Origin of the sequence: Actinocrispum sp. NPDC049592, assembly GCF_040675465.1 — a bacterium.
Classification (GTDB): Bacteria; Actinomycetota; Actinomycetes; order Mycobacteriales; family Pseudonocardiaceae; genus Kibdelosporangium.
The window spans coordinates 166,836-181,348 of record NZ_JBFAPA010000021.1 but is presented as its reverse complement, the minus strand read 5'-3'; the positions used below and the strand labels follow the sequence as shown (position 1 = coordinate 181,348).

Below are 14,513 nucleotides of genomic sequence, written 5' to 3'. Positions count from 1 at the left end.
TCGTACCCGGAGGTCCGTCATGCCAGCCTTCCTGCGGCAACTGCCGTTGCGCCTGACCGCGGGCGCCTACATCCTCAACTCGGGGCTGTCCAAACGCCAGGCGGACGAACTGTCCGCCAAGCACCTGCAGCAGATGGCGTCCACCGCGTACCCGGCGATGGCTCGCATGGAGCCCGCCCGGTTCGCCGCCCTGTTGTCCACAGCCGAGGTTGTCCTGGGGAGCGCCTTGCTGGTCCCGTTCGTTCCCGGGCGGGTGGCCGGCGCCGGGCTGACCGCGTTCGCGGCCGGCCTGCTGGGGCTGTACCTGCGCATCCCGGGCCTGCGGGAGAAGGGCGGCCTGCGGCCGACCGAGCAGGGGATGGCCCTGGCCAAGGACGTGTGGCTGCTGGGAATGGGGCTTTCGCTGACGTTTGGCGAGTGACCTTAGGCTTGCGGGGTGACGTTGACTGCTCCACCCCGGCTGCTCATGGTGCATGCCCACCCGGACGACGAAAGTCTGTGGACCGGCGGCACCATCGCCCGGTACGCCGCCACCGGTGCCCAGGTCACGCTGGTGACCTGCACGCTCGGTGAGGAAGGCGAGATCATCCCGCCCGAGCTGGCCCTGCTGGAGGCGGCCGAGGCGGACCAGCTGGGTGGGTACCGCAACGCGGAGCTGCGCAACGCCTGCGCGGCCCTCGGCGTGGTGGACCACCGCTACCTGGGCGGGATCGGCCGGTGGCGGGACTCGGGGATGGTCGGCGTCGCGTCGAACGCGCACCCCCGCGCGTTCATCCAGGGCGCGCTGGAGGTGCAGGTCGCCCAGCTCCGGGAGATCCTCGACGCGGTGCAGCCCGACGTCGTGGTCACCTATGGCCCCGACGGCGGCTACGGCCACCCAGACCACATCCGCGCACACGACATCACCATGGCAGCGTGCACATCCCAACGGGTTTTCCACGTCGTGACGTCCAAAAAGGCCACCGACGCCGGAGTCCAGGAGCTGTCGGCAGTACAAGACCTGCCCTACCGCCTGCCCTACCCGGGCGAACTCCCCGTAACGGACGACGCCAAGATCACCTGCGTCGTCAACATCGCGGACCATCTCGACGCCAAACTCCGGGCCCTGCGTGCCCACCAAACCCAGATCTCTGTGTGGCAGGACGACTCCGGCTGGTCCTGCTACGCCCTGTCCAACGGCATAGCCCAGCCCATTGTGGACAGTGAGTACTACATCCTCGCCCGCGGCGACGGCACCGACGCGTCCACGGACCTGTTCGGCGGCCTCTGATGAGCGTGCGGACCCTGGTGCACCTCGCCGGGTTGGTGGTGCTGAGCCTGGTGCTGGCGATCCTGGAGGTGCTGTACCTGCCGCTGCGGTTCGACGGGACGTTCCTGCCCAACTGGGACGGGTTTCCGCTGCCGATCACCGTGGCCGTGGCGTTGGTGACCATGCCTTGGTTGGTGGGTCGGGCGGGGCGGCTCTCGCCACGGCTGCTGGTTGCCGGGGCGCCGTTGGGCGTGTGGCTGGTGTTCGTGCTGGTGTCGGCTTTTCCCGGGCCGGGTGGGGATATCGTGCTGGTTCCTGACTGGCGGGCGCTGCTGCTTTTGGGCGGTGGGGCCTTGTCGGGGGCCGTGGCTTTGGGTGGCGTTTTGGGGCGGGCTGCTCGGGCCGCCGCTGGGAAGTCTTCGTCCTGAGTGGACACCCGGTTTTTGGACCTGGTCGGCCTTGTGGGTGGACAGGGTGGCTCCTGTGGCTGGGGCGCGGTTCGGTTTGACATGGGTCCCGTCGATGGCCCTGCGGCGGTCCATAGTGGGGCTACGCCTAGTGCTCACGGTCGGTCAAGGCCGAGTTGGGACCTGCCGCGCTGGAAAGCTCAGGACCCTCGCCACCCATGTAAAACCGAACCGCGCTCTGTGCCTGCTCCACGTCGACATGGCCCGCTGTACGTCGATGCCGTCTGCTGCGCGTTGACGCGGCCCGCTGCGCTTCGACACGGGCTTTCGTCCATGCCGATGTTCCCGTTCCTATCCGCTTGGGGCCTCGTTATGCCTGTGTCTCAACACCGCTGCGAGTCCGCGCCCGCGTTCTGCACCCCGAATCGATTTGGTTTCGTCCGGGTCCGAGTTCCACCAAGTCTGCGTGTCATCCCCGAACTGGTTCCTGACCATGCCTCAGCACCCGCCGCGAGCGTGCGTTTGGCATCTCGAGTCGCTTTGGGTTGTCCCGGTCCGAGGCCGCAGTGTCTGCGTGTCACCTGAACTGGTTGCCCACCATGCCGCAGCATCGCCACGAACTCGCGCTCAGGCTCAGCGCCCGAACCATGCCCGCTCTCATGTAGCACGCGGATCGAACGGTGCCTGTCCTCGCTCCGCTGAGTAGGCACTCGATCCGGTCCGGGCTGAAGATCGCGGATCACCCGGACGCCTCCGGCCCCCGGAATCCAGCCTACCGAGCAACTCTGAGCCGACTCCGTGCTCAACGCGGATCTGTGGACAACCACGACACCTGTGGACAACTGCCGCCAATTCGATCTTGCCGCTCCGATCCTGTCGGTGCCTGCCGATAGTGTCGATTTCGGGGGCCGGAGGCAAGGCTCACGCAAACCGCCGCGTCGGCCCGGGATGGGCCATGCTGGGGGTATGAGGGTGACGGTGCTGGGGAGTTGTGGGGCGTGGCCGGAGGGTGGGCGGGCGTGTAGCGGGTTCTTGGTGGAGCATGAGGGGTTCCGGGTCGCGTTGGATCTTGGGTTTGGGGTGGCGTCGCGGTTGTTCGAGGTGTGCGGGGCCGAGGGGCTTGGTGCGGTGGTCATAACGCATGAGCATCCCGATCACTGCGTGGATCTCAACGCGGTGTTCCGCGCCCGGTACTACGCGAAGGCGCCCAAGATCCCGTTGTTCTGCACCCCGGGTGTGGTGCGGCGGCTCAGTGTCGTGGAGCCCAGTCCGCCGCTGGACCAAGCCTTCGACATCCACGACCTGCCCGGCGAGTACAGCGTGGGTCCGTTCCGGCTCACGGGAATGCCGCTGCCGCACCACGTTCCCAACGCGGGCATCCGGATGTCCACAAAGGACCACACGCTTGCGTTCACCGGTGACACCGGGCCCTGTGCAGCCCTCGAAGAGCTGGGGCGCCAAGCGGATCTGTTCATCGTCGAGGCCACGGTCACCGAGCCCCAGGAGTTCCTGATGACCGCGACCCAGGCCGGGGAGGCCGCCGCGAAAGCCGGGGCGAAACGGTTGATGCTCACCCACTTCTGGCCCGGCTCGGACCGCGACCAGGCGGTTGCCGACGCGCGGACCACGTTCGGCGGTGAGGTGATCGCGGCGAACGAGGGCATAACCGTCGAACTGGGCGGGTACCCTCCCAGCCGTGGCTGAGGCGATCTCCGATGAGCGGGTGGCGGCTGTGCTCCGCGTGTTTGTGCGGGGCTGTGCGCCGATGGTGCAGCGGTTGCGGGAGGACGGGGAGCCCGTCGAGATCGACGCCGACGAGGCCGAAGTGGACCGGAGCCTGCTCGACAAGGTCAAGGACCAGCTGGCGCAGGTGAAGTTCCCGGGCTCGGACGCGTGGGCCAGGATGAACCCCGACGACCGGTCGGACTGGTGGGTCAGCCGCGTCGGGCGGCTGACGGCTCTCGTCGCGTCGTTCACCGGGCTCGCGGGCGCGATCGGGGACCGGTTCCCGCTGCAGGACATGCTCGGGTCGGCCGGGCAGGGATTGTTGTTGTGCGCCATCGCTTCCGAGCACGGGGTGGACGACCGGGGCACGCGAGTGCGGCTGCTCGCGAGTGTGTTGTTCGAACGGGACATCGCCCCGGAAGTGGCGCGGGGCAAGGGGGATGACGCCGCCGACGAGGAGACGGTGCAGCAGCTCGCGGCCGATGCCACGGTCGGTGAGGTCGAGGAACCGCCCAAGGGCAAGAAGTTCGGGCTCAAGGCGGCCGCGAAGATCCTGTGGCGGCAGGGCCGGATGCTGATGGCCATCTCCGACGAACTCGGCAAACGCCCGCAAGGACGCTTCTACCACAAGGCTTTGGGCATGCTGCCGGTCGTCGGGATGGCGGGCGACTACCTAGGCGAACGCTCAGCGCTCAAGCGCGCGGCCAAGGCGGGCAACAAATGGCTGGTCCGTCACGCTGCTGGCACCCAGTAGCGATACCTGTGGTGCTCGGCGCACCCTAGGCGCTTGTACAGCTCGATGGCAGCTGTATTGCCTGTAGCAACCTGTAGTGCCTGCCGTTGAGCCCCACGCGCCACAGCCCACGCGTACAGCACACGCAACAACCCACCGGCGAGACCGAGCCGTCGGTGCGACGGGCGCACGGCAAGTCGCGAGACATGCAGCAAGTCCCCGATGACCGCGCCACGCACGGCACCCACGACAGCCTCGTCGTACGACACGACGCCGTAGCCAACGCAGGGGTACGAACTGAGCACGTGTCGCTGAGCGTCACTGGGGGTCGTCGAACCGGCGGTGAGTTCCCACCATTCGGACGAAGGTGTGGCGTTGACCACGGCGCCGGGGAATTCTCCTGGGCTCAGCGGGCCGGTCATCACCAGGGACTCCGCGCCGCCCGGATGGGTCTCGTCGACGTGCCAACCGGCTGCTTCGATACCCGCCTCCGCGGGCGAGCCCACGACCACGTGCGCGCACGGCCCAATGCCGTGCGCGTGAGCGAACTCGACCGTCCTGACCAGCGCATCCGCGATCGGCATCCCAGGGTTTCCCAAGGTCAGCGTGCTGTTGGCGCGCCCGGTGAAGCCGCCCGCCGCCCGCATCCGCCACCCACCCAGCGGTATGTCCACCTGAGCAGGCCAGACCGAGGCGCAGTCGCGTTCTAGTCGAACAATGGGTTCCACGTGCCCCATTGTTCAGAGGCCCTCACTGAGATCCGGGTCACGCTGTGGCACCGGGTCTCCGCCGACAGCGGCGACGGGGGATACTGACGGCAACGCGCTTCCCGAACGGCGCGTGAACACCTGCTGGGAGAAGGAGCAGAGCACCGTGACCTACGTCATCGCCGAGCCCTGCGTCGACTTGCTCGACAAGGCGTGCATCGAAGAGTGCCCGGTCGACTGTATCTACGAGGGTGACCGGATGCTCTACATCCACCCTGACGAGTGCGTCGACTGCGGTGCCTGCGAGCCGGTGTGCCCGGTGGAGGCCATCTACTACGAGGACGACGTCCCCGACCAGTGGAAGGAATACACCAAGGCGAACGTCGACTTCTTCGACGAGCTCGGCTCGCCCGGCGGCGCCTCCAAGGTGGGCAAGGTCGCGGCCGACCCGCAGTGGATCAAGGACCTCCCGCCCGTGGAACACGAGCATTGAGCCTGCCCGACTTTCCGTGGGACTCCCTGGCCGGGGCGAAGGCCCGGGCCGGGGCCCATCCGGACGGCATCGTGGACCTGTCCGTCGGCACCCCGGTCGACCCGGTGCCGGACAAGATCAGGGCCGCGCTGGCGTCCGTCTCCGACCGGGCCGGCTACCCCACCACCCACGGCACGCCTGAGCTGCGCCAGGCCGCCGTGGACGCCCTCGGCCGTCGGTTCGGCATCGGTGGCATCGACCCGGTGTCCGTGCTGCCCACGATCGGCTCCAAGGAACTCGTCGCGTGGCTGCCGACGCTGCTCGGCGCCGGCCCCGGCGACCTCGTCGTCATCCCCGAGCTGGCGTACCCGACGTACGAGGTCGGCGCGCTGCTGGCCCGCGCGGAGGTGCTCCGCGCCGACGGCCTGACCCTCGTCGGTCCCCGCCGTCCCAAGATCATCTGGCTGAACTCGCCGTCCAACCCGACCGGCAAGGTGCTGCCCGTCGAGCACCTGCGCAAGGTCGTCGACTGGGCCCGCGAGCGCGGCACCATCGTGGTGTCCGACGAGTGCTACCTGTCGCTGGCCTGGGACACCCAGCCGCTGTCGATCCTCGACCGGGACGTCTGCGGCGGGGACCTGACCGGCCTGATCGCGGTGCACTCGCTGTCCAAGTCCTCCAGCCTGGCCGGCTACCGGGCGGGGTTCGTCACCGGCGATCCCGCGCTGATCGCGTCCCTGCTGGAGATCCGCAAACACGCCGGGATGATGGTGCCCCGCCCCGTGCAGGAGGCCATGACGGCCGCGCTGTCCGACGACGACCACGTCGACGTGCAGCGCGAGCGCTACCGAGCCCGGCGCGCGGTCCTGCGGGCCGCGCTGGAGCGCGCTGGGTTCCGGATCGACCACTCACAGGCCGGGCTGTACCTCTGGTCCACCCGCGGTGAGGACGCCTGGCAGACGGTGGACTGGCTGGCCGAACGGGGCATCCTGGTCGCGCCGGGCACGTTCTACGGCCCCACCGGCGGCCAGCACGTGCGCGTGGCGCTCACCGCCACCGACGAGCGGGTCGCGTCAGCCGCCGAACGTCTCTGAGAACTCGTCCACGGCCGCCCACTTGTCCCGCCACTGGGCGCGGTAGGCGACGCGGCGGGCGTGTTCGCGTTCCACCAGGCGACCGGCCACGAAGATCACCTCGGGGTCCTCGTGGCCGCCCATCAGCCGGCGGATCGTGTCCTCGGCGACGGCGGCGTCCTGGTGCTCGCCGAGCACCTCCTGGAACCCCTTAGTGGCCTTGATCAGATCCTTCGCTGGCTGCCCGACGAGCTCGGCGGCGTAGCGCAAGCGTTTGCCCTTGATCCGCAGCGCGTGCAGGTCGTCGTCCGGCGGGTCCTCACTCAGGGCACGGACGGCCTTGCGCAGCTTGCGGTAGGGCCGGTTGATCACGTCGACGACGGCGGAAGCCTTCTTGGCCTGGCCGTTGGCCGCGGGGGTGGAGTTGGCGGCGTCCGCAATGGACACCAGCAGCGCGGTGTAGCGCTTGGTGCGCAACGCGGCGAGCATCCGGCGGCGGGCCGCGCGGCGCTCGGCGACCAGACCGGCCAGCAGCCGCTCCACCGCGGCGCGTTCGTCGTCCTCGAACGCGGCGGCCTCGGCGCGCAGGCGTTCCAGTTGGACGTCGATGTCGCGGACCGGGCCGAGCATGTTGCCCAGCCACTTGAGCTCGGCCTGCAGGTGCGCGGCGGCCTCGCCGAGGGCCCCGCCCTCCGCGGCGACCGCGGCCCGCAGGCGGCGGACGGTGACCCGCATCTGGTGCAGGTCCTCAGGATCCACTCCGGACCGGGTACCCGCCTCGTACGCCAAGAGCGCGCGCAGCTGGGAGTCCAGCCGCGCGCGCACGTGTACAGCGGGCGGGTCCTTGCGTCGTGCGGTGGTCGGTTCCGGCCCGAGGCCGAGCTCGACAGGGGTGAGGAAGGTGGTCACCCCATGAATGGTAGGTGAACGGAAAGTGTGCGCAGGGGATCAATCGTTGGCGTGCAATGCGGCGTTCAGGTCAATCCCGGTTCCCTTGCGGGGCACCACCTCGACCGCGCCGGTGCTCGAGTTGCGGCGGAACAGCAGTCCGTTGGAACCGCTGAGGTCCTTCGCCTTCACCAGCCGACCGTCCGGAAGGGACACTTTGGTGCCCGCGGTGACGTACAGGCCCGCCTCGACGACGCAGTCGTCGCCGAGGGAGATGCCGATCCCCGCGTTGGCGCCGAGCAGGCATCGCTCGCCGATGGTGATCGTTTCCTTGCCACCACCCGAAAGTGTGCCCATCACTGACGATCCGCCACCGATGTCGGACCCGTCGCCGACCACAACCCCTTGGGAGATCCGGCCCTCCACCATCGAGGAGCCCAGCGTCCCGGCGTTGTAGTTGACGAAGCCCTCGTGCATGACCGTCGTCCCGCTCGCCAGGTGCGCGCCGAGCCGTACCCGGTCGGCGTCGGCGATGCGAACACCCGTAGGCACGACGTAGTCCACCATCCGGGGGAACTTGTCGATCCCGTGCACGGTCACCGCGCCACGGGCACGCAGCCGCAGCCGCGTCTCCGAGAACCCCTCGACCTGGCACGGGCCGTGGTTGGTCCACACAACGTTGGACAACAGGCCGAAGATCCCGTCCAGGCTCACCGTGTTCGGCGTGACCAGCCGGTAGGAGAGCAGGTGCAGGCGCAGGTAGACCTCGTACGCGTCGTTCGGCGGGTCGGCCAGCGACGTGATCCCCGTCCGGACCGCGATGACCTCCACCCCCCGGTCGTCGTCCGGCCCGAGCAGCGCCGAGATCCCGGCGCCCAGCTCCTCGGCCGCCTCCTGCTCGGACAGCCGCTGCGTCCCGGGCGCGGGCGCCTCACCGAGTTTTGGCTTCGGGAACCACGTGTCCAGGACCGTTCCGTCGACCGTCACCGTGGCGAGGCCGACGCCGAACGCGCCCCCCACCTCAAGACTCTGCTCACTCACACAGCAACGGTAACCAACGCCAGTTCACAGGCCCACGAACGGGTTGCTGATGGTCAGCGTCCCGAACGCACGGCCGTCCTGGAGATCCTCGGACAGCAGCGTCGTGGCGCCGGAACGCAACGCGGCCTCGATGATCAGCGAGTCCCACCAGGAGATCTGGTGTTTTTCGGCCAGCGCGCTGGCCGACACGAGCAACTGGGCGTCGGTGTGCATGACGCACCATTCGCTGTAGTCGGCCATGAGCTGCCGTGCCTCGCGGTGGCTCAGCGGCTTCTTGATCTTCTTGGTGGCAACCGAATAGAACTCCTGCAGGACTTGAGTGCTCAGCACGCCGCGGTCAGACCGCCACAGCTCCCGGATGATCCGCTCGGCCACCGGCCCGCGGACTGCGTCGGTCTCGTCGTAGGCATGGACAAGGACATTCGTGTCGACGAACACCAAGTCGTCGGTCATTTCCATCGGTCGTAGAGATCTTCCCTGGTCCAGGTGCGTGCGCTGGGCTCCCCAGCTGAAGAGTCGCGGTGCGCGGGCAGTGCGGCCAACGCGCGTTGCCGGGCGTCTTCGTAACGCCGTGCGGCTTCCGTCATCGAAACGATACTTTGCGTCACCAAGCCGCTGACCGAGGTGCCCTTCTTCGCGGCGAGCACCTTGGCCTCCTGGATGACCTCTTCATCCAGCTGGATCGTGATGTTCCGCTTCATGGGCCACAGGTTAGCGCGTGGACCACGTGAAACGCACGTGCCGTAGCGTTGCGGGTGTGACTGTGGAGCTGGAGCTGGGTGGGGATCCTGTCGAGCTGACGCGAGTGCTGGTGGACATTCCCAGTGTGTCCGAGACGGAGCAGGAGCTGGCCGACGCCGTCGAGCGGGCGCTGGCGAAACTTGGCCACCTGGAGGTCACCAGGTCGGGCAACACGGTTCTGGCGCGCACGAACCTGGGCCGCGCACAGCGCGTGATCCTCGCCGGGCACCTGGACACCGTCCCCATCAACGACAACCTGCCGTCCCGCCGCGAGGGCGACATCCTGCACGGCTGCGGCACGGTCGACATGAAGGGCGGGGACGCGGTCATGCTGCACCTCGCCGCCACGGTCACCGAGCCCCGGCACGACCTGACCTTCGTGTTCTACGACTGCGAGGAGATCGAGGCCGCGCGCAACGGTCTCGGCCGGATCGAGCGGGACCTGCCCGAATGGCTGACCGGCGACCTGGCAGTTGTCTGTGAACCGTCGAATGGGGTCATTGAGGCCGGGTGCCAGGGAACTATTCGGGTGGAGATCCGTACCTCGGGCAAGCGCGCGCATACGGCGCGGGCATGGATGGGCGTGAACGCGATTCATGCGATGGCGGCCGCGTTGCGGCGGCTGGACGAATACGAGCCGCGCATTGTCGATATCGATGGCTGTGTGTATCGCGAGGGTCTGCAGGCGGTGAAGATCAGCGGCGGGGTGGCCGGGAATGTGGTGCCCGACGAGGCCGTGCTCACCATCAACCACCGGTTCGCGCCGGACCGTTCGCCGGGGGACGCCGAGCGGCACCTACGGGAGGTGTTCGACGGCTTCGACCTGCGGGTCACCGACCTCGCCGCGGGCGCGCTGCCCGGGTTGCAGGCGCCGGCCGCGAAGGAACTGGTCCAAGCGGCGGGCGGTGAACCCGTCGCCAAACTCGGCTGGACGGATGTGGCCCGGTTCGCCGCGCTGGGCATGCCCGCGGTGAACTTCGGACCCGGCGACCCGACATTGGCGCACACCCAACAGGAGCACGTGGATGTCCGCCAGATCAGTGAGTGCGCTCGTGTACTCGTGCAATTCTTGAGCTAGTCACCGGATGGACGGACCGGCGGGCCTAGAATCAAGACGATGACGATAAACGAGGATCGCCCCAAGGAAAAGCAACGGGGCCCGGTGACCCTGCGCAGGGCGCGCAGTGACGAACCGACCACAACAGACCAGCGCCTCCTGGACTCCCGCGGCCCGTCCGCGTGGGTGCACACCGACCCGTGGCGGGTCATGCGCATCCAGGCCGAGTTCGTGGAGGGCTTCGGCGCCCTGGCGGAGGTGCCCCGCGCGGTGACGGTGTTCGGCTCCGCCCGCACCCCGCGCGAACACCCCGAGTACGAGCTGGGCCGCAAGATCGGCGCCGCGCTGGCCGAGGCCGGTTTCGCGGCGATCACCGGCGGCGGCCCGGGCACCATGGAGGCGGTCAACCGCGGCTGCTCCGAGGCCGGCGGGCTGTCCATCGGCCTCGGCATCGAGCTGCCCTTCGAGCAGGGCCTCAACCCGTGGGTCGACCTGGGCGTGAACTTCCGGTACTTCTTCGTCCGCAAGACGATGTTCATCAAGTACGCGCAGGCGTTCATCTGCCTGCCCGGCGGGTTCGGCACCCTGGACGAGCTGTTCGAGGCGCTCACCCTGGTGCAGACCAAGAAGGTCACCAAGTTCCCGATCGTGCTGTTCGGCACCGAGTACTGGGGCGGGCTGCACAGCTGGCTGCAGGACGTGGTGTTCAAGAGCGGCAAGGTCGGCGAGAAGGACCTCGCGCTGGTGCACGTGACCGACGACATCGACGAGGCCGTGCACGTCGTCGAGGACGCCTACCGGGCATGGGAGGAAGTCCACTAAACCGCTCGACACCCGATGGGATCATGCTGGGGTGAGCGATCTCGCGGTGTGCGTGTTCTGTGGTTCGACCAACGGCCGGGGCGAGCGGTACGCGGAGGTGGCCGCCGAGGTGGGGCGGCTGCTCGCCGAGCGTGGGATCACCGTGGTGTACGGCGGTGGCCGGGTCGGGACCATGGGTGTGGTCGCCGACGCGGCCATGCGGGCCGGCGGTGACGTCGTGGGCGTGATCCCGGACGGTCTGTTCGACCGGGAGATCGCGCACTCGGACGTCACCGAGCTGCACGTCGTGGCGAACATGCACGAGCGCAAGGCGAAGATGGCCGCGCTGTCGGACGCGTTCCTGGTGCTGCCCGGCGGGATCGGCACGCTGGAGGAGCTGTTCGAGGCGTGGACGTGGGCGCATCTGGGCATCCACGGCAAGCCCATCGGCCTGCTCGACGTCGACGGCTTCTACCAGCCGCTGGTGCAGATGGTGGACCACATGGTCACCGAGGGGTTCCTCAAGGCGGAGTCCCGTGATTTCGTGCGGGTCGGCACCGATGCGGCGGAACTTGTTGACGCCCTCGTGCGTTGACACGAGGGCGTTGTTCACCAATCGCGATCAGGCTCCCGCGAGCGTGCGCAATGTGCTGATCGACGGTGCGAAGGCATAGATCGTTCCCTCCGTTCGCACGAATTGGGCGAAATGGAGCCTGGTGCCTTCCGGCTTGCTGTCGAGTTTGAGCGTGACGTCGCTGTCCTTACCGATCACCGGGTCGGTTCCGGCGTCTTTTCCGGGTGGGAAGCCGACGTTGTTGATCCACGCCTGCTGCAGGAACTCGAACTGGCCGGCGAGGTCGGACATATAGGCGATGAAAACCAGGCCGCGGTCGGCATCCGGACCATGTCCGGCGCCGCTGGCGGGGTCGAATGGTTCGCCGTACGGAATTCCTCGGCGCATGATCCGGCGCGTGTCGGCCACCACATGACCGGGTTCGAAATGGTCGCGCGGGTTGGTTTTCCGGATGTGCGCGAAAACCGGCGTGGTGTGGCCGTCGGGGTCGTCGGCGTAGCTGATCAGGTTGTCGTCGGGCGCGCCCGGCTTGACCGGCGGCTCGGCGTTCGGGTTGTGCGCGACCGACGCGCCGGACCGCCAGCGGCCCACCGCCCGCGCGGCGACCCACTCCGCGCCGGAGTCCGGCGGCAGCGCGACCTGCTCCTGTTCCAGCTTCTTGCGGGCGGCCTCGACCTGCGCCCACCAAGCCGGAACGTCCTGCGCGAGGCGCCGGACGACCTGGAACGAGCCGTTCTTCGTCCACTCCGGCAGCGGCAGCGGGTCGCCCGCCTTACGGGGGAAACCCAGCACGAAGTCACCCGCTGGGATGATCCGCGTGCCCGGCTTGCCCGCGACCTGCTCGGGGTGCTGCGGGTCGGGCCGGTCGAAGCCATCGACCCCCGGCTGGCTGATGCCGTCCTTGAACCCGAAGTGCTCGTGACCGCTGCGTTCCCCCGGAAGAGTGGCCCCCACCTGCTCGAACACCACCGTGAGACCCGCGCGGGCGGCCGCGACCCGCAGCTCGGCGGCCCGGACCTCCAGCAGCTGCGGGGAGTCGGATGCGACCGTGAGCACGGCGTGCACCGGCTGGTCGGGCTTGCCGAACAGCCACCGCTCCGGCGCGCTGTCGCCCTCATCACCGTTGATCGCGGCACGCGCAAAACCACCCTGCACGAACGCCTCGACGGTGGGAATGGTCTGGTCGGGGAAAGGTTCGGAGCCCATCAGGAACTTGAGCCCGGGATAAGTGAGACTCAGGTTCACCCAAGTGGCTTTCAGGCCGATGGGGTCGGTCCCGGCGAGATTGTGCCGGGCGGTGCTGAACTCGGTGTTGAATGCGGCGACCTGAAGCGTGGTGGCCAGCTGCGGAATGAGTTTGGCGAGCCATTTCCGCACGGATACCGCGTCGTCCGGGAAACGGAGGAGGACCACGTTCTCGTGGTCCTTGCGGAAACCGGCAAGAATATCGCCCTGGATCTCGGTGGAGGTGCGGAGTGGCAACTTCTGGGCAGCCGCGTCCGCGGGAACATCAGTCATGGTAAATCCCCCTGATGGTGGGTGGACGAATCCCCTTGTGGTCGTCCCCCTTACTTCCAGTGAGCCGAAAACCCGGCGCACCGTCAAGGCGATTCGCTCGTTCGAGCAAAGAATAGTCCAGTTGGCCCCAGCGATGTCTACTCAAAGGCACAAGGCCGCCACCGCGCTAGATTCGCCATATGAGCAGCCGAATCGCAGTCGTCACCGGCGCCAACCGAGGGATCGGCCTGGAGATCGTGCGCCAGCTGGCCGCCGCAGGAGACACGGTCCTCCTCGGATCCCGCGACCTCACCAAAGGCCAAACCGCCGCAGCCCACCTCACCGCCGCCGCGCCCCGGGGTGACGCGGCGCGATCGCCCGGCGCGCCGCAACTTGGGGGTGGCGCGATCCGGGGTGAGGCAACCCACGTTGAGGGCGGCGCGACCTGGGGTGAGGCGCCCCATATCGAGGGCGCCGCGACTTGGGGCGAGGCAACCCACGTTGAGGGCGGCGCGATGTGGGGTGAGGCAACCCACGTCGAAGGCGGCGCGACTTGGGGTGAGGCGGCGCGACCGCACGGTGCCGCGACCAGAGGCGGTGCGGCCCAACCCGACGGCGGCGCCACCGATTTCCGAGGTTCTGTAGGCCCTCCGCAGGGTGAGGTTCACCCCATCGAACTCGACGTGGCCAACCCCGCCCACGCGGAGGCGTTGGCGCGGACCCTCGAATCGCGCTTCGGCCGCCTCGACATCCTGGTGAACAACGCCGCGATCCACTACGACACCTGGCAGTCCGCGAGCGGCGCGGATCTCGACGTGGTGCGGGAAGCCTTTGAGACCAACGTTCTTGGCGCCTGGCAGGTGACCCAGGCGGTGTTGCCCCTGCTCCGCCGCAGCGAGCACCCGCGGATCGTCAACGTTTCCAGCGAGGCGGGATCCCTGGCGAGCATGGGTCCCTGGGCGCCGGCCTACAACGTGTCGAAAGTGTCCCTGAACGCCCTCACGGTAATGTGGGCCAAGGAGCTTCGCGGGATTCTGGTCAACTCGGTGTGCCCGGGGTGGGTGGCCACGGACATGGGTGGGCCTGGTGGGCGTCCGGTGCGGGAGGGTGCCGCCAGCGTCCTGTGGGCGGTCAACCTCCCCGACGACGGCCCGACCGGCGGCTTCTACCGCGACGGCCACCCCATCCCCTGGTAGCCCAGCCCCTTCGATTCCAACTCCGCTGACCACACGCCTGTCGACTCCGGGTCCGCCTGCGTGTCCGCCGGGTCCCCCGCCGACTCTCGTCGGGTACTGCCTCGACCCGCGTGGCCACCAGGCCCGAGAGGCCCCACGAGATCGCTGACCTGATCACGATCCTGATGTCCGGGCAGACCCCTGGGCCCGCGGTGACTCACGTTCCGTTGGAGTGTTTCCCGCGGGTCCGTGGCGTGGTCGGCAGTGGGGCGAGGCGCGGCTCGGTGGGTGAGTGGAGTTGGGGCCGGGTGGGTGGGTGTTGGGGTGGGTGTGTTGCGCGCTCGCTGCGTTCCTTGCTTACAGAGCGCTGTAC

The 14,513-nt window shown here is 68.6% G+C and carries 17 protein-coding genes; 11 read left to right on the top strand and 6 right to left on the bottom strand.

Annotation, left to right across the window (positions count from 1 at the left end; translation table 11 throughout):
* The first annotated feature begins 19 nt into the window (after positions 1-19).
* From AB0J95_RS41130 to AB0J95_RS41110, 5 genes are all read left to right on the top strand, one after another.
* Positions 20-421, top strand: a complete 402-nt coding sequence (locus AB0J95_RS41130; RefSeq protein ID WP_364770529.1) for a hypothetical protein — start codon at positions 20-22, stop codon at positions 419-421.
* 15 nt (positions 422-436) lie between these two features.
* Positions 437-1,270, top strand: a complete 834-nt coding sequence (gene mshB / locus AB0J95_RS41125; RefSeq protein WP_364770527.1) for an N-acetyl-1-D-myo-inositol-2-amino-2-deoxy-alpha-D-glucopyranoside deacetylase — start codon at positions 437-439, stop codon at positions 1,268-1,270.
* Complete coding sequence (locus AB0J95_RS41120; protein WP_364770525.1) at positions 1,270-1,677, top strand: hypothetical protein; 408 nt, start codon at positions 1,270-1,272, stop codon at positions 1,675-1,677. The genes mshB and AB0J95_RS41120 overlap by 1 nt, the downstream gene beginning before the upstream one ends.
* Positions 1,678-2,622: 945 nt before the next feature.
* Positions 2,623-3,360 carry an MBL fold metallo-hydrolase gene (locus tag AB0J95_RS41115; protein WP_364770523.1) on the top strand — a complete coding sequence of 246 codons (738 nt, stop codon included), beginning with the start codon at positions 2,623-2,625 and terminating at the stop codon, positions 3,358-3,360.
* A complete protein-coding gene (locus AB0J95_RS41110) occupies positions 3,353-4,135 on the top strand; it encodes a hypothetical protein (protein WP_364770521.1) in 783 nt (260 codons plus the stop codon). Before AB0J95_RS41115 ends, AB0J95_RS41110 begins: the two co-directional genes overlap by 8 nt.
* Here the strand turns inward: AB0J95_RS41110 and AB0J95_RS41105 are convergent.
* The gene (locus AB0J95_RS41105) at positions 4,114-4,788 is read right to left on the bottom strand and encodes a GNAT family N-acetyltransferase (RefSeq protein WP_364770519.1); all 675 of its coding nucleotides are present in this window, start codon (positions 4,786-4,788) and stop codon (positions 4,114-4,116) included. The two genes, AB0J95_RS41110 and AB0J95_RS41105, sit on opposite strands and share 22 nt — an antisense overlap.
* A 199-nt stretch (positions 4,789-4,987) precedes the next feature.
* Here AB0J95_RS41105 and fdxA point away from each other — a divergent pair, with 199 nt between their 5' ends.
* Positions 4,988-5,314, top strand: coding sequence for a ferredoxin (gene fdxA / locus AB0J95_RS41100; RefSeq protein WP_364770517.1), 327 nt, complete (start codon positions 4,988-4,990; stop codon positions 5,312-5,314).
* Positions 5,311-6,387, top strand: a complete 1,077-nt coding sequence (gene dapC / locus AB0J95_RS41095) for a succinyldiaminopimelate transaminase (RefSeq protein WP_364770516.1) — start codon at positions 5,311-5,313, stop codon at positions 6,385-6,387. Before fdxA ends, dapC begins: the two co-directional genes overlap by 4 nt.
* Here dapC and AB0J95_RS41090 read toward each other — a convergent pair.
* From AB0J95_RS41090 to AB0J95_RS41075, 4 genes are read right to left on the bottom strand one after another with little or no spacing between them, the layout of a single operon-like run.
* A complete protein-coding gene (locus AB0J95_RS41090; RefSeq protein WP_364770514.1) occupies positions 6,367-7,275 on the bottom strand; it encodes a CHAD domain-containing protein in 909 nt (302 codons plus the stop codon). The two genes, dapC and AB0J95_RS41090, sit on opposite strands and share 21 nt — an antisense overlap.
* Before the next feature lie 39 nt (positions 7,276-7,314).
* Positions 7,315-8,295, bottom strand: coding sequence for a 2,3,4,5-tetrahydropyridine-2,6-dicarboxylate N-succinyltransferase (gene dapD, locus AB0J95_RS41085; RefSeq protein ID WP_364770512.1), 981 nt, complete (start codon positions 8,293-8,295; stop codon positions 7,315-7,317).
* 24 nt (positions 8,296-8,319) lie between these two features.
* Complete coding sequence (locus AB0J95_RS41080; protein WP_364770510.1) at positions 8,320-8,748, bottom strand: PIN domain-containing protein; 429 nt, start codon at positions 8,746-8,748, stop codon at positions 8,320-8,322.
* The gene (locus tag AB0J95_RS41075) at positions 8,745-8,996 is read right to left on the bottom strand and encodes a DUF6364 family protein (RefSeq protein ID WP_364770508.1); all 252 of its coding nucleotides are present in this window, start codon (positions 8,994-8,996) and stop codon (positions 8,745-8,747) included. The genes AB0J95_RS41080 and AB0J95_RS41075 overlap by 4 nt, the downstream gene beginning before the upstream one ends.
* Positions 8,997-9,058: 62 nt before the next feature.
* Between AB0J95_RS41075 and dapE the strand changes: the two genes are divergently transcribed.
* From dapE to AB0J95_RS41060, 3 genes are read left to right on the top strand one after another with little or no spacing between them, the layout of a single operon-like run.
* Positions 9,059-10,114, top strand: a complete 1,056-nt coding sequence (gene dapE, locus AB0J95_RS41070) for a succinyl-diaminopimelate desuccinylase (protein ID WP_364770703.1) — start codon at positions 9,059-9,061, stop codon at positions 10,112-10,114.
* Between the two features lie 39 nt (positions 10,115-10,153).
* Positions 10,154-10,915 (top strand): TIGR00730 family Rossman fold protein, encoded by a 762-nt coding sequence (locus tag AB0J95_RS41065; protein ID WP_364770506.1) that lies wholly within the window; start codon positions 10,154-10,156, stop codon positions 10,913-10,915.
* A 31-nt stretch (positions 10,916-10,946) separates the two neighbouring features.
* Positions 10,947-11,489 (top strand): TIGR00730 family Rossman fold protein, encoded by a 543-nt coding sequence (locus AB0J95_RS41060; RefSeq protein WP_364770505.1) that lies wholly within the window; start codon positions 10,947-10,949, stop codon positions 11,487-11,489.
* 27 nt (positions 11,490-11,516) lie between these two features.
* On the opposite strand, the gene AB0J95_RS41055 is transcribed toward AB0J95_RS41060, so the two are convergent.
* Positions 11,517-12,986, bottom strand: coding sequence for a Dyp-type peroxidase (locus AB0J95_RS41055; protein WP_364770504.1), 1,470 nt, complete (start codon positions 12,984-12,986; stop codon positions 11,517-11,519).
* Between the two features lie 179 nt (positions 12,987-13,165).
* Here AB0J95_RS41055 and AB0J95_RS41050 point away from each other — a divergent pair, with 179 nt between their 5' ends.
* The gene (locus AB0J95_RS41050; protein WP_364770503.1) at positions 13,166-14,161 is read left to right on the top strand and encodes an SDR family NAD(P)-dependent oxidoreductase; all 996 of its coding nucleotides are present in this window, start codon (positions 13,166-13,168) and stop codon (positions 14,159-14,161) included.
* Positions 14,162-14,513: the final 352 nt, after the last annotated feature.

What these genes read in the sequence shown, in the direction of transcription:
- AB0J95_RS41050 (WP_364770503.1), top strand. Translation starts at nt 13,166, where the DNA reads ATGAGCAGCCGAATCGCAGTCGTCACCGGCGCCAACCGAGGGATCGGC.
- AB0J95_RS41080 (WP_364770510.1), bottom strand. Translation starts at nt 8,748, where the DNA reads ATGACCGACGACTTGGTGTTCGTCGACACGAATGTCCTTGTCCATGCC.
- AB0J95_RS41055 (WP_364770504.1), bottom strand. Translation starts at nt 12,986, where the DNA reads ATGACTGATGTTCCCGCGGACGCGGCTGCCCAGAAGTTGCCACTCCGC.
- AB0J95_RS41065 (WP_364770506.1), top strand. Translation starts at nt 10,154, where the DNA reads ATGACGATAAACGAGGATCGCCCCAAGGAAAAGCAACGGGGCCCGGTG.
- AB0J95_RS41115 (WP_364770523.1), top strand. Translation starts at nt 2,623, where the DNA reads ATGAGGGTGACGGTGCTGGGGAGTTGTGGGGCGTGGCCGGAGGGTGGG.
- AB0J95_RS41130 (WP_364770529.1), top strand. Translation starts at nt 20, where the DNA reads ATGCCAGCCTTCCTGCGGCAACTGCCGTTGCGCCTGACCGCGGGCGCC.
- AB0J95_RS41120 (WP_364770525.1), top strand. Translation starts at nt 1,270, where the DNA reads ATGAGCGTGCGGACCCTGGTGCACCTCGCCGGGTTGGTGGTGCTGAGC.
- AB0J95_RS41075 (WP_364770508.1), bottom strand. Translation starts at nt 8,996, where the DNA reads ATGAAGCGGAACATCACGATCCAGCTGGATGAAGAGGTCATCCAGGAG.